Source organism: Priestia sp. AB (assembly GCF_028369225.1).
In the GTDB taxonomy this organism is placed as follows: domain Bacteria; phylum Bacillota; class Bacilli; order Bacillales; family Bacillaceae_H; genus Priestia; species Priestia megaterium.
The window spans coordinates 68,919-87,442 of sequence record NZ_JAQMYN010000003.1 but is presented as its reverse complement, the minus strand read 5'-3'; the positions used below and the strand labels follow the sequence as shown (position 1 = coordinate 87,442).

General features: G+C 39.6%; 17 protein-coding genes and 1 pseudogene. All 18 read left to right on the top strand.

Translation table 11 applies throughout. The annotated features are described in order from the left end of the window. The 18 genes and pseudogenes from POF52_RS10075 (at nucleotide 1) to POF52_RS09990 (ending at nucleotide 18,511) form a co-directional block, all read left to right on the top strand. On the top strand, nucleotides 1-663 hold the full coding sequence (locus POF52_RS10075; protein ID WP_013083174.1) for a 3-oxoacid CoA-transferase subunit B: 663 nt from the start codon (nucleotides 1-3) through the stop codon (nucleotides 661-663). Continuing rightward, nucleotides 663-1,853 (top strand): thiolase family protein, encoded by a 1,191-nt coding sequence (locus POF52_RS10070; RefSeq protein ID WP_271992348.1) that lies wholly within the window; start codon nucleotides 663-665, stop codon nucleotides 1,851-1,853. Before POF52_RS10075 ends, POF52_RS10070 begins: the two co-directional genes overlap by 1 nt. Continuing rightward, on the top strand, nucleotides 1,841-3,226 hold the full coding sequence (locus POF52_RS10065; protein WP_271992347.1) for an aminotransferase family protein: 1,386 nt from the start codon (nucleotides 1,841-1,843) through the stop codon (nucleotides 3,224-3,226). The genes POF52_RS10070 and POF52_RS10065 overlap by 13 nt, the downstream gene beginning before the upstream one ends. Beyond that, nucleotides 3,210-4,505 (top strand): aminotransferase class III-fold pyridoxal phosphate-dependent enzyme, encoded by a 1,296-nt coding sequence (locus POF52_RS10060; protein ID WP_271992345.1) that lies wholly within the window; start codon nucleotides 3,210-3,212, stop codon nucleotides 4,503-4,505. The genes POF52_RS10065 and POF52_RS10060 overlap by 17 nt, the downstream gene beginning before the upstream one ends. Before the next feature lie 28 nt (nucleotides 4,506-4,533). Next, on the top strand, nucleotides 4,534-5,991 hold the full coding sequence (locus POF52_RS10055) for an aldehyde dehydrogenase family protein (RefSeq protein ID WP_271992343.1): 1,458 nt from the start codon (nucleotides 4,534-4,536) through the stop codon (nucleotides 5,989-5,991). Nucleotides 5,992-6,020: 29 nt separating this feature from the next. Continuing rightward, nucleotides 6,021-7,541 (top strand): M81 family metallopeptidase, encoded by a 1,521-nt coding sequence (locus tag POF52_RS10050; protein WP_271992341.1) that lies wholly within the window; start codon nucleotides 6,021-6,023, stop codon nucleotides 7,539-7,541. After that, the gene (locus POF52_RS10045) at nucleotides 7,529-8,008 is read left to right on the top strand and encodes a GNAT family N-acetyltransferase (RefSeq protein ID WP_128820662.1); all 480 of its coding nucleotides are present in this window, start codon (nucleotides 7,529-7,531) and stop codon (nucleotides 8,006-8,008) included. The genes POF52_RS10050 and POF52_RS10045 overlap by 13 nt, the downstream gene beginning before the upstream one ends. Before the next feature lie 42 nt (nucleotides 8,009-8,050). After that, entirely contained in the window at nucleotides 8,051-9,460 is a 1,410-nt protein-coding gene (gene ablA / locus POF52_RS10040) for a lysine 2,3-aminomutase (RefSeq protein ID WP_115653900.1), read from the top strand. Between the two features lie 2 nt (nucleotides 9,461-9,462). Continuing rightward, the gene (locus tag POF52_RS10035; protein WP_013083182.1) at nucleotides 9,463-9,741 is read left to right on the top strand and encodes a YokU family protein; all 279 of its coding nucleotides are present in this window, start codon (nucleotides 9,463-9,465) and stop codon (nucleotides 9,739-9,741) included. A gap of 101 nt (nucleotides 9,742-9,842) precedes the next feature. Then, nucleotides 9,843-11,324: an amino acid permease gene (locus POF52_RS10030; RefSeq protein WP_013083183.1), complete on the top strand. Its 1,482-nt coding sequence runs from the start codon at nucleotides 9,843-9,845 to the stop codon at nucleotides 11,322-11,324. A 241-nt stretch (nucleotides 11,325-11,565) separates the two neighbouring features. Beyond that, nucleotides 11,566-12,312 (top strand): annotated as a pseudogene (locus POF52_RS10025) (MBL fold metallo-hydrolase). A 66-nt stretch (nucleotides 12,313-12,378) separates the two neighbouring features. Further along, complete coding sequence (locus tag POF52_RS10020) at nucleotides 12,379-12,636, top strand: SunI/YnzG family protein (protein ID WP_013083185.1); 258 nt, start codon at nucleotides 12,379-12,381, stop codon at nucleotides 12,634-12,636. Nucleotides 12,637-12,675: 39 nt separating this feature from the next. Continuing rightward, nucleotides 12,676-13,137, top strand: a complete 462-nt coding sequence (locus POF52_RS10015) for a GNAT family N-acetyltransferase (protein ID WP_271992314.1) — start codon at nucleotides 12,676-12,678, stop codon at nucleotides 13,135-13,137. 190 nt (nucleotides 13,138-13,327) lie between these two features. Then, the gene (locus POF52_RS10010) at nucleotides 13,328-14,500 is read left to right on the top strand and encodes an iron-containing alcohol dehydrogenase (protein ID WP_271992312.1); all 1,173 of its coding nucleotides are present in this window, start codon (nucleotides 13,328-13,330) and stop codon (nucleotides 14,498-14,500) included. Between the two features lie 180 nt (nucleotides 14,501-14,680). After that, on the top strand, nucleotides 14,681-15,886 hold the full coding sequence (locus tag POF52_RS10005; RefSeq protein WP_176584598.1) for an MFS transporter: 1,206 nt from the start codon (nucleotides 14,681-14,683) through the stop codon (nucleotides 15,884-15,886). A 143-nt stretch (nucleotides 15,887-16,029) separates the two neighbouring features. Beyond that, nucleotides 16,030-16,365 (top strand): hypothetical protein, encoded by a 336-nt coding sequence (locus POF52_RS10000; protein WP_271992310.1) that lies wholly within the window; start codon nucleotides 16,030-16,032, stop codon nucleotides 16,363-16,365. 306 nt (nucleotides 16,366-16,671) lie between these two features. Then, nucleotides 16,672-17,934: an ATP-grasp domain-containing protein gene (locus tag POF52_RS09995; protein ID WP_271992308.1), complete on the top strand. Its 1,263-nt coding sequence runs from the start codon at nucleotides 16,672-16,674 to the stop codon at nucleotides 17,932-17,934. Nucleotides 17,935-17,950: 16 nt separating this feature from the next. Next, nucleotides 17,951-18,511: a hypothetical protein gene (locus POF52_RS09990; protein ID WP_271992306.1), complete on the top strand. Its 561-nt coding sequence runs from the start codon at nucleotides 17,951-17,953 to the stop codon at nucleotides 18,509-18,511. The last annotated feature ends 13 nt before the right edge of the window (nucleotides 18,512-18,524 follow it).

Here is an 18,524-nt window from a genome sequence, read left to right as displayed (position 1 = left end):
ATGAACGTCAAACAATATATTGCTGCGCGTGCTGCAAAAGAGCTTTGTCACGGAGATGTAGTGAACTTAGGAATCGGCATTCCTACTTTAGTTGCTAATTATATTTCACCCGATGTTCACGTGTTTTTACATTCAGAAAACGGGATTCTTGGCGTTGGCCCTACTCCTGAAGAAGATTATATAGATCCAGAACTTGTGAATGCTGGAAAGCTGCCCGTCACGGTTTTGGAAGGTGCCTCATTTTTTAACAGCGCTGATTCCTTTGCCATGATACGGGGAGGCCATGTGAATGTATCGATTCTTGGAGTGCTTCAAGTAGATGAAGCAGGCCGAATTGCAAACTGGGCTGTTCCTGGGAAAAGTGTTCTTGGCGTAGGAGGAGCAATGGATTTATTAGAAGGCTCAAAAAAAGTTATTGTTACCACTCTTCATACGAACAGCCAAGGAGAGTCAAAGCTAGTTGGGGAGTTAACTTATCCGCTTACTTCAGAGCGACGAGTCGATATGATTATTACGGAATTAGCTGTCTTTTCGGTAACAGACCTTGGTCTTGAACTTCTTGAAACAGCTCCGGGTGTTTCTTTAGAGACAGTGCAACAAAAAACCCAGGCTTCTTTTCGCGTCTCTAAATTATTTAATAAAAACAATGAGGTGACAGCATAATGGCAGTGATTGTAAATGCATTTCGAACGCCTATTGGAAAGTTTGGCGGTTCGCTTGCAGATACGCTTCCAGAAGAACTAGTCTCTCTTGTGATGAAAAACAATTTGTCTTCAGCGGGATATACTTCAGAGATTGTTGATGAAATCATTGTCGGACAAACGAAACAAAGCGCTCATGCTCCTAATATAGCGAGAGTAGCCGGGCTGAAAGCTCAATTCTCTGAACGTATTCCAGCTTATACCGTGCACCGCCAGTGCGGTTCAGGCATGCAGGCTGTAATGAATGGAGCTATGTCCATTTTATCAGGTCAAGCCGAAGTGGTATTAGCCGGAGGAGTGGAAAGCATGTCTCAAGCACCGCACTATACGGTAGGCACTCGTTTTGGTTTTCACGTTGGCGATTTAACACTCTATGACTCTAATACAGAAAGTCAGCCAAAATCACAGCCTGAAACGTTATACGGAACGTTTACGATGGGACAGACGGCCGAGTGGCTCGCTGAAAAATATAGTATTAGCCGCACGGAACAAGATGAGTTTGCTTTTTATAGTCAGGAAAAAGCTAGGCGGGCTATAGAACTTGATTTGTTTGAAGAAGAAATTATCCCGGTATCTGTAAAAGAAGGAAAAAAAGGTATGAGGCATTTTGCAACAGATGAATTTCCTCGTCTTACTAGCAAAGAAAAGCTTGGTGCGCTTAAGCCTGTTTTTCAAAAGAATGGAACGGTGACAGCCGGCAATTCATCCGGCAGAAACGATGGCGCTTCAATGATGCTGTTGATGTCGGAAGAAAAAGCTGAGCAGCTTGGATTAACGCCTATGGCAAAGGTTGTGTCGTTTGCCGCAGCGGGCGTCTCTCCAAAGGAAATGGGAATTGGCCCCGTTTCTGCTTCGCAAGTTGCTTTAAATAAAGTCGGTTTAAGCTTAGGTGATATGGACTTGATTGAATTAAACGAAGCATTTGCCGCTCAAAGTATTGCTTGCTTAAGAGAATGGGACATCACATCAGAAAAAGTGAATGTAAACGGAGGAGCGATTGCGCTTGGCCATCCTTTAGGATGCTCCGGGGCAAGAATTATAACAACTCTGTGTCATGAGCTTCACAAGCAAAAAAGACGATACGGCCTGGCTACTATTTGCGTTGCAGGAGGATTAGGAATGGCGATGGTGGTGGAAAGATGGACGAAGTAAAAAGAGATTATGTTTTTCATAGAGATTTAACAAAAAAGTATCCAATGATTACGCATGGTGAAGGAAGCTACTTAATAGATGAACAAGGAAAAAAGTATTTAGACGGCTGCTCCGGCGCCGTGGCGGCAAACTTAGGGCACGGTATTGCGCAAATAGCCGAGGCGATGGCGGAGCAGGCAAAAAAAGCGGCGTTTGTTCATACATTGCGTTTTGAAACGGATGTTTTGCATAAACTTGCAGGCAAAATTGGAGAAATGGCGCCGCTTCATTTAAACAAAGTCTATTTTACATCAGGAGGATCAGAAGCCAATGAAAGTGCATTAAAATTAGCAAGGCAATATCACAGAGATGCTGGAAAGATGCAAAAACACATCGTAATCGGAAGGTGGCAGTCTTACCACGGAAACACGATAGGGGCACTATCAGCTGGAGGAGATGTAAAAAGACGATATCCTTATACACCCAACCTTTTACATTTTGCGCACGTCTATTCGCCGTATTGTCATCGCTGTCCGTATAATCGCAATCAAGAAGACTGCGCGGCAAATCAAAACTGGAGCTGTATCACCGATATTGAACGCACCATTTTAGAGCTTGGTCCAGAAAATATTTCAGCTTTTATCGCAGAGCCCATCGTAGGAAGTCAGCAAGGAGCTGTTGTACCTCCGCTTGACTATTTCAAAAAAGTACGTGAGCTTTGCAGCCGCTATGACATTCTTTTGATTGTTGATGAAGTGATGACAGGCTTCGGGAGAACGGGAACTGATTTTGCAGTGGAACAATTCGGAATCGAACCGGATATCCTAACGTTTGGTAAAGGAGTTTCAGCTGGGTATGCTCCTTTAGGAGGAATGATTGTCCATGACCGTCTAATTCAAGGCCTGTTAGAAAATAGCAGCGGGAAATTTCTTCATGGCTATACGTACAGTGGACATCCTGTTTCAATAGCGGCAGGCCTTGCTGCCTTGGATATGTATGAAGAAATGAATATCCTTCAAAACGTTGAAACTCAAGGCGCGTATTTAATGGAATGTTTAGTAGCGCTGCAGCGCAAGCATCCTTATATTTCAGATATTCGCGGCCGCGGACTTTTAATTGGATTAGAACTAATGAAAGACGCCAATCAACAGATATTTTTCGAGCCACGTGAAGCAGCCAGCGAAAAGCTCAATGAAATTTGTATGGAGCTTGGAGGCGTCTTTTATCCAGGATCCGGATCTATAGATGGACATAAAGGAGAACATATCATTATCAGTCCTCCTTTAAATATAACGAAATCAGAAGTTGATGAAATAGTGAGATTGCTAGATCATGCGTTTTCTATTTTTTATCAGCACATAAGAAAGGATGAGTCATATGAAAGTGCAAAATAAAACGGAAGAGCTTCAAATCAAAGGAAAAAAACATTTATCACCGGTGATGACAAGAGTAACAGAGCTTGTTATTGAAAAAGCGCACGGTGCAAAATTTTGGACAGCTGATGGCAAGGAATATATTGATTTTGTATCAGGAGTAGCTGTCAATGCAGTGGGTCATACGCATGAAAAGATGGTAGAAGCGATAAAAAAACAAGCAGATCAGCTGCTTCACCTAGGCTTAAACTACGGCTATTACGAAACAGCAGTGAATTTGGCAGAAAAACTTGCGCAAATTACGCCTGGAAACTTAGACACGGTGTTTTTTTCAAATTCAGGCGCAGAAGCCATTGATGGTGCGCTCAAATTAGCAAAAGCGGCCACTGGCAGACCAGCGATAATTGCTTTTGAAGGTTCTTTTCACGGTCGTACACTAGGAGCTACAGCTATTACGGCTTCAAGCTCCAAGTACCGAAGCTACTACGAGCCGATTTTAGGAGAAGTGTATCACGTTCCTTATCCTTATCCAAGTCAGCTTCCTAATGTTGACGAGGAAGATGCAGAAGCATATTGCTTAAATCAACTGCAAAAGCTGTTTGAACTGCGAGTGGATCCTTCACGCGTAGCAGCGATTGTAATTGAGCCAGTCATGGGTGAAGGAGGCTATTACCCTGCTCCTTCTAGCTTTTTACGCGCACTGAGAGACATAGCGAATGATTATGGCATTCTGCTTGTTTTTGATGAAGTGCAAACGGGATTTGGGCGCACTGGAAAAATGTTTGCCGCAGAACATGCTGGAGTCACACCAGATATTTTAGTTTTAGCAAAAGCTCTTTCCGGTGGTATGCCACTAGGAGCGATTGTAGCAAGCCGAGAACTGCATGAGAAATGGCCAACAGCTGGACATGGTTCTACTTTTGGCGGAAATCCAGTATCGTGCGCAGCGGCTTTAGCTAATATTTCAATCATTGAAGAAGAAAAGCTTGTAGAGCGCAGTGAAAAAGTAGGCGCTGATATTGTTAAACGCCTTCAGCATTCTATCGGACATTTGCCGGCTATTAAAGAGGTCAGAGGAATTGGTATGATGATTGGTATTGAATTTCATGTTGAAACAGCAGCTGCTTATGTCCCTATTATTAAATCAAAAGCGCTGGAAAAAAGACTGCTAATTATGAACTGTGGAGTCAAAGGGCAAACCATTCGTTTAATGCTTCCGCTAAATATTGATAAAGACGTGCTGGATCAAGGGCTGTCTTTACTAGAAGAAGCCATCACAGAAGCAGTTTCAATTAACTAGCTTTTTAAATGAAAAGGAGGGTAACAATATGAGTCAGACTAAGACTGAACTGTTACAAGGAAATTTATATATTAACGGCGAGTGGGTAAGTGAAGAGGAGCAAGCCTATTTTGAAAGTATAAACCCTGCAACACAAGAGCTCGTCGGAACGTGCGCAGCCGCTACGGCTAGTCAAGTCGATGCTGCGGTAAGAGCGGCTAGTACAGCCTACAGCCACTGGAAAAATACATCTATCCCTGAACGTGCAGCATTTTTAACAAAAGCAGCTGAGATTTTTGAAGACAGAAAAGAAGAGCTCGCTCAAGTGATGACAAAAGAGATGGGAAAACCGCTGACAGAATCAATAGGCGAAGTTGGTGTCGTCATTGCAACAGCTCAGTATATGGCGGGAGAAGGAAGACGTTTGTTTGGCGAAATAGTGCCCGCTGGCTTTCCTGACCGAGATATAAAAATGGTTCGCGAACCGCTTGGAGTTGTGGCATGTATTACACCTTGGAACTTTCCTGTTTCTCTCGCTTCTTATAAAATGTTTGCTGCTTTAATCGCTGGCAATACGGTTGTTTGGAAGCCGGCTTCAGAAGTGGCGCTCTCAGCGAAGATTTTTATGGAAGTATTGCACGCTGCGGGGCTTCCAAAAGGAACAATTAACTTGCTTACAGGATCGGGCAGAATCGTTGGACAAAGACTTGCTACACACGCTGAAGTGAAAATCATCTCATTTACAGGTTCTACGGAAGTTGGTCAGCAATTAGCAGAAATGAGCAGCAAAACCTTAAAGCGTATTTCTTTAGAGCTAGGAGGAAAAAACGCGGTTATCGTATTAAAAGATGCCGATTTGGATAAAGCAGCAGAAGGAATTGTTAAATCAGCATTTACGACAACGGGGCAGCGCTGTACCGCAGCTAGCAGAGTCATCGTGGATCGTTCAGTAAAAGAAGAGCTGTTGAAAAAAGTAATAGCTCTTACAGAAGAAATGAAGATTGGAAATGGTCTTGATGAAGGGGTTGTGATAGGACCGCTTGTTAATGAACAGCAGTGTCGTTTAGTAGAAGATTACGTACAAAAAGCGTTAGAAGAAGGCGGGAATATTGCGCTTGGAGGTCGTGCTTTATCAGAATTAGGGGCTTGTTATTACATGCCTACAATCATCGATAACGTCCATTCGAATCACACAATTGCTCAAGAAGAGATTTTTGGCCCCGTGCTTGCTTTTATTGAAGTAAATAGCTATGAAGAAGCAATGAGCGTCAATAATGGAACGATGTACGGACTTTCCACTTCTATTTATACAAGAAGCTTACATGATGCCAGCCGAGCGGCGAAAGACGCTGTTAGCGGATTAGTCTATATCAATAACGGAACATCTAATGCTGAAATGGGAGTAGCATTCGGAGGAATGAAAATGTCTGGCAACGGCCATAGAGAAGTTTCTCATCATGCATTTGATGTAATGACAGAATGGAAGTCTGTCTACACCAACTATTAATCTCGCACCTTAGCGAAAAGGAGGAGCACATGTCTTCATATCGCATTGGCATTGCCTTTTTTTATCATGAATCTCACAGCTTTAGTCCATTAAAAACAGAAATAGAACAGTTTGTACAAGAAGGATATTTTGTTGGAACGGAAATATATAAAGCATACTCAGGAACCAAAACAGAAGTAGGGGGATTTTTGGATGTATTAAAGCAAGAGAAGCAAGTAGAAATCGTTCCCCTTGTTTGTGCAGCTGCAGTTCCGTCTGGGGTTGTATCTTCGGCGGCTTATTACACAATTGAAAAGCAAATGCTGCATGCGCTTACTCACGCCGGCCCGCTAGATGGCTTGTTAATCGCTTTGCACGGCGCAATGGTAGTAGAGCATCTTTTCGATCCTGAAGCTCATTTGTTAGGTCAAATAAGAAGCTGTATAGGAAATAACGTTCCTATTGCTACTACGCTCGATATGCATGCAAATGTCAGTGAAGATATGCTTACGTACACGCCGCTTCACTTTGGTTTTAAAACATATCCTCATGTTGATATGTACGAACAAGGAGTGAACGCTGCGCGAGCGCTTTTAACACAAGTAAAAGAAAGCGCTGTCTATTATGCATCTTTAAAAAAATTGCCTATGCTGTTGCCCTCAATTAATATGCGAACAGCAGAAGGCCCTATGAAAAAAATGATTGACCTTGCTAAGCAAGCTGAGCAAGAAGAAGACGTATATAATGTTTCCGTTTTTGGAGGCTTTCCATATTCCGATATTCCAATCGCCGGAGCAAGCGTGCTCGTAGCTGCTTTGAATCCTGAAAAAGCAGAAAAAACAGCAAATACACTAGCTTCTCAGTTTTGGAATATAAAAGAAGAATTTATAGTCGATTTGCCTACCGTTGAAGAAGGTCTGCAAACAGCGTTAAAACTATCCAACACAAAGCCGACAGTGCTCGCTGATATAGCAGATAATCCTTTAAGCTGCGGAAGCGGCGATACAACAGAGCTTTTGGAATACATGCTGAAGCTAAATATGCCGGGGACACTGTTTGGAGGTCTTTATGACCCTGAATCTATTAAACAATGCGTGCAGGAAGGAGTTGGGAACTACGTCTCTCTTTCCTTAGGAGGAAAAGTTTCTCCTGAGTTTGGAAAGCCCGTTGAAGTTGAAGCAAAGGTCATTGGTTTATCAGAAGGTGAATTTTACAATTCGGGCCCGTTTAATCAGCATTTGAAAGTAAATGTAAAAGGGGCAGCTCATATTCGAGTAGGAGAATTGGATATTTTGCTGATTGGAAGGCCGGTATCAGCAAATGATCCTGAACTTTTTCGCCATATTGGCATTGAGCCAGCGAAGAAAAAAATCATTGGTTTAAAAGCTAAAAATCATTTCAGAGCCGCTTTTGAACCGCTTGTAGGATCTATCATCTATGTGGATGCTCCAGGCGTAGCGTCAAATCGCTTAACGACCTTTAATTATCAGCACCTTCCAAGTCCAATATGGCCGCTGCAAGATGCAAAATATGAAAGTGAAAAAAGGAGGAAAGAAAAATGGATGCATTAAAAGAGCAGTATTATATCGAAATCCCACAGTCGTTAAGTCCCGCGCAGCAAAAAATGATGATTGAACTTGAAAAAGATGCGTTTCCGGGCATGGGAGCCGTTGATGAACAGACGCTTGTACCTTTAGCGCGCTACGGCAAGCTTATTCAATATTTCCAGGAAAATGACGTAAGGCCAATTGCCATTTGCGAGCTGCTTCGAGATTACAAAGATGTCACAAAAGCTTATATCTTTGGGTTCTACGTCCGCTCTGATAAACAAGGAAGCGGAATTGGACAGCTGTTCTTAGAAGAAATATTTTCAATTCTAAAAAAAGATAATTTTGAAAGCGTTTGTTTGACTGTGAATGTAAAAAATGAAGGGGCTGTGAAGTTGTATAAAAAAATGGGCTTTACCATTAAAGAAACGCGAGCAGGAGAGTTTGGCGAAGGAGAAGACCGCTATTACATGGTGCGGTCAATTTCTTAGTAGAAAATCTATTCAAAAAATGAACTTTGGAGGGAATATAAAATGAAAAATACATTATATAAAGCAAGCAGACACTGGAAAGAAATCGAGCTGTGGAAAGATGTAACGGACGAGCAGTGGAACGACTGGGTATGGCAGCTGACAAACACGATTAAAACATTGGAAGATTTAAAGAAAGTGATAAATTTAACACCACAAGAAGAAGAAGGTGTTAAAATTGCAACTAAAACGATTCCGTTAAACATTACTCCTTATTACGCATGGTTAATGGATGTGAACGATCCGAAATGTCCAATCAGAATGCAGTCCGTTCCTATTTCAGAAGAACTGCATAAAACAAGATATGATTTAGAAGATCCGCTTCACGAAGATGAAGATTCACCGGTTCCTGGCTTAACGCACCGTTATCCCGACCGCGTGCTGTTTTTAGTTACAAATCAATGCTCTATGTACTGCCGCTACTGTACAAGAAGACGTTTTTCAGGACAAATTGGCATGGGCGTTCCAAAAAAACAGCTGGATACAGCTATTAATTACATTGCAGCCAATCCTCAAATACGTGATGTATTAATTTCTGGAGGAGACGGCCTATTAATCAATGACAATATTTTAGAATATATTTTGAAAAACTTGCGCGATATTCCGCACGTAGAAATTATTCGTATTGGTACAAGAGCGCCGGTAGTATTTCCTCAGCGCATTACAGAAAACCTGTGCAATATCTTAAAGAAATATCATCCGGTTTGGCTAAATACGCACTTTAACACATCAATCGAAATTACAGAAGAATCAAAGCGTGCATGTGAAATGCTTGCGAACGCAGGAGTTCCAGTTGGAAACCAAGCGGTTATTTTAGCTGGAATTAACGACAGCGTGCCAATCATGAAGCAGCTTATGCATGATTTAGTAAAGATTCGCGTGCGTCCTTATTATATTTATCAATGTGATTTATCAGAAGGAATCGGCCATTTCCGTGCGCCAATCAGCAAAGGGCTAGAAATTATGGAAGGACTTCGCGGCCATACGTCCGGCTATGCAGTCCCTACGTTTATCGTGGATGCTCCTGGAGGAGGCGGTAAAATTCCGCTGCAGCCAAACTACATTATTTCTCAAAGCTCAAATAAAGTGGTGCTTCGAAACTTTGAAGGTGTTATTACATCTTATCCGGAGCCGCAAAATTACCAAAGTGGCAGCGCAGAAGAATTTTATAAAAAAGTATATCCTGAAGTGTTTGAAAAATTTGAAAGCAACGGTGTTCTTTCAATTATTGATGATACAAAGTTCAACTTAACGCCGGAAGGTCTAAATCGCCTTGACCGCCGAAAAACGTATGACCAAAATCCAGAGCATAGCTCTTTGAAAGACAAGCGTGAAAAGCGCGATCAATTAAAAGAGAAAAAATTTGAAACGCAAATGAAAAAATACGAAACGGCGGGAGCGAAGGAGGAATAATATTGAAGTGCCAATGGTGCGAATCATATGAAGCGAAAGAGACGGAGGCAACGGTTTATTGGGAGCTTCCTGACGGTACAAAAGCCATAGAAATTAAAGAGACGCCTTCCATTACATGTTCAGAATGCGGGATTACGTATCAAACAGATGAAACGGTTGGGCACATTGAAGATCAACTGTTTTTAATCAACACTTCTGCCTTAGAAAAAAGTGTAATGTACGAACAGCTTATGAGCCTGCCTCGTCTATTAAAACGAAACTATTTTGATTTTTCAAAGTAAGCAATAAAGGATCCATCTCCTGCTTTTTGTGGGAGATGGATATTCTTATACGCTTTACGTTAAACATGTGCGCATAGTTCATTTATAAAGGTGGGATAAGTATGGAAGCGGTCGATATAAATCGTAATGAAGAAGAAAAGAAGCAGGACGATAAGCATATAAAACGCCATCTAAAAGCACGCCATATGACCATGATTGCCATTGGAGGGTCAATCGGAACGGGCTTATTTCTAGCTACCGGATCATCCATCCAAACTGCTGGACCTGGAGGAGCGCTGATTGCTTACGGGGCCATTGGAATTATGGTTTACTTTCTCATGACTAGTCTTGGAGAAATGGCCACGTTTATGCCGGTATCAGGTTCTTTTTCAACGTACGCCAGTCATTATGTAGACCCAGCTCTTGGCTTTGCGCTCGGCTGGAACTATTGGTTTAACTGGGCTGTTACACTTGCCGTAGAAATAGCTGCTTCTGCTATTATCATGAAGTTTTGGTTCCCTGATGTGCCAAGTATTATCTGGAGCGCTTTGTTTTTAGGCTTAATTTTTTTACTTAATTTCCTATCTGTAAAAAGCTATGGAGAATCTGAATATTGGTTTGCTCTCGTAAAAGTAGTAACTATCATTGTGTTTATCGGAGTGGGCCTTCTGACGATCTTTGGCATTTTCGGCGGTGAATATATCGGCTTTAAAAACTTTACATTAGAAGAAGCGCCGGTCAACGGCGGATTTCTGTCCGTACTAAGCATTTTCTTTATCGCGGGATTTTCTTTTCAAGGTACAGAGCTAGTCGGCATTGCGGCGGGGGAAAGTGAAAACCCTCAAAAAAATATACCAAAAGCCATTCGCCAAGTCTTTTGGCGCATTCTTCTATTTTATATTGCAGCCATTGCTGTAATTGGGCTCATCATTCCTTACACAAGTCCATCTCTTCTAGGAGGAGATGTGGATAACATTGCTGTTAGTCCATTTACGCTTGTTTTTGAAAAAGCAGGAATTGCTGCAGCTGCTTCAGTGATGAATGCTGTTATTCTTACCTCGGTTTTATCAGCCGGAACTTCTGGCTTATATGCTTCTACGCGAATGTTGTGGTCCATGGCAAATGAAGGGCAAGCGCCTAAAGCGCTTCGAAAAATTAATCGTCGAGGAATTCCAGTAAACGCGCTTGTTTTAACCACTATCATTGGCGGTCTTGCCTTTTTAACATCAATTTTTGGCGACCAAATGTATATGTGGCTTTTAAACGCTTCAGGCATGAGCGGATTTATTGCCTGGATTGGTATTGCCGTCAGCCACTATCGTTTTCGAAAAGCATATGTTGCTTCAGGAAGAGAGATAGATGAACTGGCGTATAAAGCAAAATGGTTTCCTCTAGGTCCTGTTCTTGCATTTGGAATGTGCCTCATCGTTATTCTAGGACAGAATTATCAAGCGGTACTTTCTGACAAAATTGATTGGTACGGCTTGACGGTCTCATACATCGGTCTGCCTCTCTTTTTAGCGACGTGGTGGGGATATAAAATAGCAAAGAAAACTAAGGTTGTACCTTTGCATGAGTGTATCCAAAGAGAAGATAAGAAATAAAAAAGCCAAAGTGGCTAACGACAAAGAGAAAAGGTGAACCTCGGACAGTGGGGTTCATCTTTTCTCTTTATAAAAATCGATTATTTTACGCTTTGTTATATAGATATCATAGCATAAAAAGTGATTTTTTTCCAGTCTGGTTTTTATTTTATTTATTGATAAAATTCAAGAATAACGTTGGAATCTGCACAATTATGGGAGGTTAAAACCTTCGTAACTTTAATAGGAAAAGGGGTTTGTGATGAGAATTTCAGAAGGTGTTGAAATGCTACAGTTGACTGCCAGAGCTTTTGACCAAGATATAATATTAAATCCTACGTTGCTTTGGAATAACAATGAAGCTATTCTAATTGACACAGGAATGCCTGGGCAAACCGATCAACTTAAAGAGGCCTTGAGTGAATTGAATATATCTATTGAACAGCTAAAAGTAATTCTTCTAACGCATCAAGATCTAGATCATATAGGATGTGCGACTGATATACGAAGAAAATCAAATGAAAATATCATCGTATATGCTCATGAATTTGATAAGCCGTATATTGAAGGGATACTTCCGCTTATCAAAACGAATGCGAGTCAAATGAGTAACGAAGAACTAGCAGCTATACCTGACGACATAAAATATTTGTATAAAAACCCTCCAAAAGTTGACGTGGATAGAGTATTAAAAGGAAGTCAACTGCTTCCATACTGTGGAGGCATTGAAGTTATTTTCACTCCCGGACATACGCCTGGGCATGTTAGTTTTTATTAAAAAAAATCAAAAACGCTGGTTACCGGAGATGCTTTAGTATTAGCAAATGGACAACTAATGGGGCCTGTTAAACAAACGACCTTAAATATGGACCAAGCAGTTCAATCACTAGAAAACTTCTTACACTACGACATTGAGCATGTTATTTGTTATCATGGAGGCTATTTTCAAGGCTGTCCGAAAGAAGCGGTTTTAAGGATAAAAGAACACGTTGCACAGAGAGAAAGTTAAAGGGAAATGAACTTGTTTTTTGCTAGAAGAAGGAAGGGGAAATAGAAACCAAAGGGGATGTATAAAATGTTTACACCAACTATCAGTGTCCGAAAAATAAATGATAATCTCATTATAAAATGGCAGCTTTCACACTTTACGATTCCGTTAGAAGACATTCTTGAAGTAATGGAAGATGACACGTACGGGGGCAAAGAAGCAAACGCCATTCGAATTGGCCCTCCGTACGGAACGACTGACCGCATCTTTATAAAAACGACCAATAAAAACTATCTGTTATTTACCTCAAACGCACCGGCTATATTAAACGAAATAAATTCATAACGATCATTGCTAAATACGAGATATATAGGAGAGAAAAAATTGAAGATTAGCCGTACTTTCGATACTGGTAAAATTGCCAAGCTTAATCAGTCTGTTCATCAACTGCATGTAGAATTATACCCCGAGCGCTTTCAAACATATGATTTTCAGAAGATACATGAATTTTTTAAGAAAGTGATGAAAGACGATAGATTTATCTTTCTTTTAGGAGAAGACGAAGGTCAGCATGTGGGATTCGCTTGGCTGGAAATAAAGCAGTATTCAGAGACAGTGTTTAAAAAGACTTACAAGTCAATTTATGTTCATCAAATAAACATCGAAGAACCCTATAAAAACAGAGGGTTTGGTTCGAGTTTGATGAAAGAAATTTATAGCATTGCTCGTACAAACGACATCAATACAATTGAGTTAGATTATTGGAATGATAATACGATTGCCGAAAGCTTTTACGAAAAAGAAGGATTTGTTACGTATAGAAAAATGGCTTATAAAGAACTTTAAAGAGAGCATTTACTTGCTCTCTTTTTTATATCTAAGAAGCCATTTTCTTCGTTTTAATTACTTAATAAAATAAAGTACGCGATCTGAGAACTTAACTCTTGAAAAATTTTTGTTTTACATTTATACTTACATTCTTGTTCGCGTAATGCGACAATTTATTTTATATTCAACTAGGAGGTATACAGATAGTATGGAAAATTTCATTTATCATAATCCCACAAAATTAATCTTCGGAAAAGATCAGCTTCAAGCATTATCAGAAGAACTCCCGAAATATGGAAAAAATATTTTGCTTGTATACGGCGGAGGAAGCATTAAGAAAAATGGTTTATACGATCAAGTTCTTACGCTGTTAAAAGAGTTAAACGTAAATATCCATGAGTTAGCGGGCGTAGAGCCAAATCCTCGACTATCTACGGTACGAAAAGGAATTGAAATTTGCCGAAATGAAAACATTGACTTCATGTTAGCAGTCGGCGGAGGAAGCGTTATTGACTGCACAAAAGCAATCGCTGCCGGAGCTGAGTATGAAGGAGACGTTTGGGATATTATTAACAAAAAAGTAACGGCTACAAAAGCACTGCCGTTTGGAACGGTATTAACATTGGCAGCAACAGGTTCTGAAATGAATCCTGATTCTGTTATTACGAATTGGGAAACAAATGAAAAATATGTTTGGGGAAGTGCCGTTACGCATCCTGTATTTTCTATACTAGATCCTGTGAACACGATGTCTGTTCCTAGAGATCAAACTATCTACGGCATGGTAGACATGATGAGCCATGTATTTGAACAATATTTCCATAACGTGAAAAACACGCCTTTACAAGATCGCATGTGCTATTCCGTTTTACAAACAGTAATTGAAACAGCACCAAGATTGCTAGAAGATCTGCAAAGCTACGAGCACCGCGAAACGATTTTATATTCCGGAACAATCGCATTAAACGGAACACTTCAAATGGGATACTTTGGCGATTGGGCTTCACATACAATTGAACACGCGGTATCAGCGGTATATGACATTCCTCATGCAGGCGGTTTAGCAATCCTATTCCCAAATTGGATGCGACACGTTGTAGATCAAGATGTAACTCGTATGAAGCGTGTAATGACAAGCATGTTCGATATTGAAACTGCAGGTAAAAGCGACAAAGAAATCGCATTAGAAGGAATCGATAAGCTAAGCGCTTTTTGGTCAAGCCTTGGTGCACCTTCTCGCTTAGCAGATTACGATATCGGAGAAGAGCGACTAGACGAAATTGCTGGAATTGCTGCTCGTGAAATGGAGTACGGAGGTTTCGGTAACTTTAAAAAACTAAATAAAGATGATATTTTAGCTATTTTAAAAGCGTCACTGTAAAGTGAAAAACAAAAAGAAGGAGGCATCTGTCTTCTTCTTTTTGTTTTATCTTATAAATGACTGGAAATTAAGTAGAGCAGGAAGAATGGTTTTTTTCTCAAATTTCAGTTAACAACTAAAGGAAAAGCTTTATAATTAAGTACAGAAAGAAAGTTTTAGAGAATTTAAGGGAGTGGGGAGATGAAAAAGTTTGCGCTAGCTTCATATGCGCTTTATTTGCTGGGCGGATTAGTCATTACAGCCGTAGGGTCCGTCTTACCGCAATTGTTAACACATTATCATGTGTCCTATACAGTTGGCGGACAGCTTGTATTATTAGGTTCTTTAGGATTTTTGATAGGAGTTCCGCTATCTTCTTTTCTATTAGGACGCTTTAGAGAAATGAATTTACTTACAGTTTCCGCACTAATGATAGCGCTATCACAAATAGGTATGCTTTTATTGCCTCCATTTGAGTGGATTATTGCATTCAATTTTTTAAACGGTATTGGTGTAGCTGCATTGGAAGTAGTTGTAGCTACTTTAATGATGGAAGTATTTATCGGTAGAAGAGCTATTGTTATGAGTTATTTAGAAGTGTCATTTGGTCTAGGTGCGCTGTTGATGCCGTTAGTAGCTAGCTTATTGATTTCACAGAACAGCTGGAGGTTTTCATTTTTTATAACGAGTGTACTAGCTTTACTAATGGTTGTGGTCTGTAAAATGATTTCTTTTAAAAAAGAGACTGTTTTAACTTCAGAAAGTCATGCTTCAGACGCCAACTCAGAACCTGCGCCTGTGCTTGCTAAAAATCAAAGATGGAAAATACTTGCTCTTTTTAGTGTGATGATTTTTATGTACGCCGGAGTAGAAAGCAGTATGAATAATTTTCTTTCGTCTATTTTTATCGCGTATCTAGATGTAATCCCGTCACAGGCTACTTTGAGCATAAGCGTTTTTTGGGTGGCTATGCTAATAGGAAGAGTGGCTACTGGATGGATTATTCGAATCGTTACATACGAACGTTATCTTTTTGGCAGCATTGGAGGAACAATTGTGAGTTTAGTGCTGTTTATTGTGTTAAAAGAAGCAGTAGCAGGCTATATTTTATTAGGATTTTTAGGGCTTGCCATGTCAGGTATCTATTCGATAACGATGGTATATGCTAACCATACGTTTACTGGATCTGCTCGTATTGTAACAAGTTTAATTACTGGTTTTTCAGGACTTGGAGGAGCTGTTTTCCCTGCACTTATTGGCTTTACTATGGACGTAAGCGGAATCACCTCAGCACTTTGGTACATAACAGCTTTTGCATGTTTATATCTTCTGGCGCTTTGCATCATTTTTTTCGTTCAGCGTGATGCCAAACAAAAAGCTAATAATCATTTGCAGCCTATGAAATAAATGCTACGTCAAAAAAAGAAGTGAATTATAAGTTCACTTCTTTTTCTTTTTATTTTCTCTTTCGTTATAGTAAACAAAAAGGGTTCACATAAATTCAAACAAGAAAGTGAAAAATGGATATATCTATGAAAAAGGAGCGCAATATGAAAGAAGTGAAGTTTAACTCAAAGGACATCTTGAGTCAAAAACAAGAAAATGTTCAAATTATAAAAGCAGAAAACGTGCAGCCTCAACAAGCACGTGAAACGTTGGATAAACATTTGCTCCTTCTTCACCGTACCGCTAAGCCTGTTGCGATTCAAGAAACAGTAGCAGACAGCTTTCATGGAGGAGCAGCTTTTAAAAATGATATTAACTTTATTCCTGCTGGAGCTGAAAGCACTTGCGAATGGAAAGAACCGCTATCTTTTTTGCGTGTTGAGTTAGATCCTCAAACCGTTAAAGAAATAGCTGATAAAGAAAACTTATTTTGTAAATGATAAATATCTATTTTAATAAAAAATAAAAAAAAGAAAGGTTGAATCTATGTCGACCTTTCTTTTTTTAGAAAAATTCTCATTAAATTTTTCTAACAATATCTTTATAATCAAATAGCAAAATTCCTGCTTTTAATTTTGCTTTAGTATTAATTCTATAAACCATTCTTTCCTTTACTTTTTACTAGTATATCAAATATTCTATATATTCCTAATGTTATATAAAATTAAATTGACAAATATATGAAGTGGTCATTAGAATTTAGTCATCGAACAGTGAAGAGCTGTTTAAAAGTAGGGGGGAAGTAAATGCCGTTACAAAATAAGCATCTAGCAGTTGTGTTACAAAATACATATTTACCGTTTATTTTTGAAGAAGCAGAAGCTCTCGGAATTAAATTGACGTTTTTTTATAACCAAGAAGAAGTAGAACCTAAGCATCTTAAAAACGTACAAAATTTCATACCCATTGATTTATTTCATACCCCAGACAAAGCTCTTGAGATTATTAAAGCAGAGCATCACAAAAATCCTTTTGACGGCATTATGACATTATATGAGCCTGCATTAGAGTTTGTATCTCAGCTGACAGAAGAGTTAAACTTACCGGGCTTATCACCGTTTGTGATTAGTAACTGTCGAAACAAACAGAAGATGAGAGAGGTTTTAAAAGATAATGATCTTAACACTCCGTATTTTAAAGAGGTTGAAAATACGGAGGAATTAAAGAACCTTTCACTGCCTTATCCTGTCGTAGTAAAACCTTCTAACGGATTTTCCAGTCAAGGTGTATCACGAGCGAATAATAAAAAGGAACTGATTGACAGCATAGCAAAAGTGAGACGCGTAAACGAAGAAGACCTAAGCAAATTCACAAAAAATAAAACGAGCATGGTAATTGAACAATTTATAGACGGACCAGAGTTTGCTATTGAAACGTTTTCTGTAGAAGGAGAAGTTTATGTACTTGCTATAGGTTATAAAGGAAATTCCAAAGGACCTTTCTTTGAAGAAGGTGTTTATATAGCTCCAGCTCAGCTAGAAGAAAACGTTTGGCAATCTATTGCACAAGAAGCAGCTAGAGCAGCAAATGCTTTAGGAATTGAGAATGGCCCGGCTCATATTGAATTACGCCTGGACCCAGCAGGAAAACCTTATGTAATTGAAATAGGAGCGCGCATTGGCGGATCTGGGATTTCTCATTATATCGTAAAGGAAAGTACAGGTATTAACTATATGGAGCTAGTTTTTTACTATGTATTAGGGTTAAAACCTCCTGTATTAAAAAATGAAAGAAAACGAAAGAAAGTGGTGGGCAACTACATTATCCCTGTGCAAGGCCATGGGATTTTTAAAGAAATTCGAGGCTTAGAAGACGTGCGCAGAGATACTGAAGTAAAAAGAGTTATTCAATTTATCACTAAAGGGACAGATATTTTACCATATCCGCACTTTTCAGGGTACCCTGGATTTATTTTAACCACTCATGACTCTTATTCCGACTGTGAGCAGTATTACAGCTATTTAGATAACAAAGTAAAAATCGTTTATAAAAATAAAGTAAACGCATAGGGGGGTATCAAAGGCTATGATAGTTGCAGAGTCGTCTAGTAAGAAAAATAAGCAGCTTCAAAAAATTAGCATTATCCATACCTTAGGACCTAAAGGAACAAATTGTGAAAAAGCAGGCTATCTGTGGTTCGAACGCCAAAGCATACAAGGTCAGGTCTTTTTGCATCAAACGTTGGAGGAAGCTTTAGTTCATGTGAAAGAAACAGAGAGTTCTGCTCTTCTAGGCTGCGCAGTATATCCTTACTTACATGATATTGTGTTCAAAAATTTAACTAGTTTAGAGCTAGTAGATAGCTTTATTATGCCAACGTATAACATGGTGCTTGCCTCAAAAGAAGAGGTGATAACAACCAATAACCTGTTAATTGCTTCACATCCTGCCCCTGTTGATTTAGCTCATTCCATCAGTCCCAATGTTCAGTTAGTAAATAGTAATGCTCAAGCGGCGATTGATTGCTTAGAAGGAAAGGTAGACGCATGTATTACAACGAGTAAAGCCGCTAACGAGAAGGGGTTAACAATTGTAAAAGATTTTGGAGAAGTGCCGATGTGTTTTACGCTCCACGGAAGAAAATAGGCTTAACTTTAAA

Bases quoted from the DNA above. Each gene is read 5' to 3' on its own strand.
- ablA (WP_115653900.1), top strand. From the start codon at position 8,051: ATGAAAAATACATTATATAAAGCAAGCAGACACTGGAAAGAAATCGAG.
- POF52_RS10050 (WP_271992341.1), top strand. From the start codon at position 6,021: ATGTCTTCATATCGCATTGGCATTGCCTTTTTTTATCATGAATCTCAC.
- POF52_RS09990 (WP_271992306.1), top strand. From the start codon at position 17,951: ATGATAGTTGCAGAGTCGTCTAGTAAGAAAAATAAGCAGCTTCAAAAA.
- POF52_RS10045 (WP_128820662.1), top strand. From the start codon at position 7,529: ATGGATGCATTAAAAGAGCAGTATTATATCGAAATCCCACAGTCGTTA.
- POF52_RS10060 (WP_271992345.1), top strand. From the start codon at position 3,210: ATGAAAGTGCAAAATAAAACGGAAGAGCTTCAAATCAAAGGAAAAAAA.
- POF52_RS10070 (WP_271992348.1), top strand. From the start codon at position 663: ATGGCAGTGATTGTAAATGCATTTCGAACGCCTATTGGAAAGTTTGGC.
- POF52_RS10055 (WP_271992343.1), top strand. From the start codon at position 4,534: ATGAGTCAGACTAAGACTGAACTGTTACAAGGAAATTTATATATTAAC.
- POF52_RS10020 (WP_013083185.1), top strand. From the start codon at position 12,379: ATGTTTACACCAACTATCAGTGTCCGAAAAATAAATGATAATCTCATT.
- POF52_RS10000 (WP_271992310.1), top strand. From the start codon at position 16,030: ATGAAAGAAGTGAAGTTTAACTCAAAGGACATCTTGAGTCAAAAACAA.
- POF52_RS10065 (WP_271992347.1), top strand. From the start codon at position 1,841: ATGGACGAAGTAAAAAGAGATTATGTTTTTCATAGAGATTTAACAAAA.
- POF52_RS10010 (WP_271992312.1), top strand. From the start codon at position 13,328: ATGGAAAATTTCATTTATCATAATCCCACAAAATTAATCTTCGGAAAA.
- POF52_RS10005 (WP_176584598.1), top strand. From the start codon at position 14,681: ATGAAAAAGTTTGCGCTAGCTTCATATGCGCTTTATTTGCTGGGCGGA.
- POF52_RS09995 (WP_271992308.1), top strand. From the start codon at position 16,672: ATGCCGTTACAAAATAAGCATCTAGCAGTTGTGTTACAAAATACATAT.
- POF52_RS10075 (WP_013083174.1), top strand. From the start codon at position 1: ATGAACGTCAAACAATATATTGCTGCGCGTGCTGCAAAAGAGCTTTGT.
- POF52_RS10030 (WP_013083183.1), top strand. From the start codon at position 9,843: ATGGAAGCGGTCGATATAAATCGTAATGAAGAAGAAAAGAAGCAGGAC.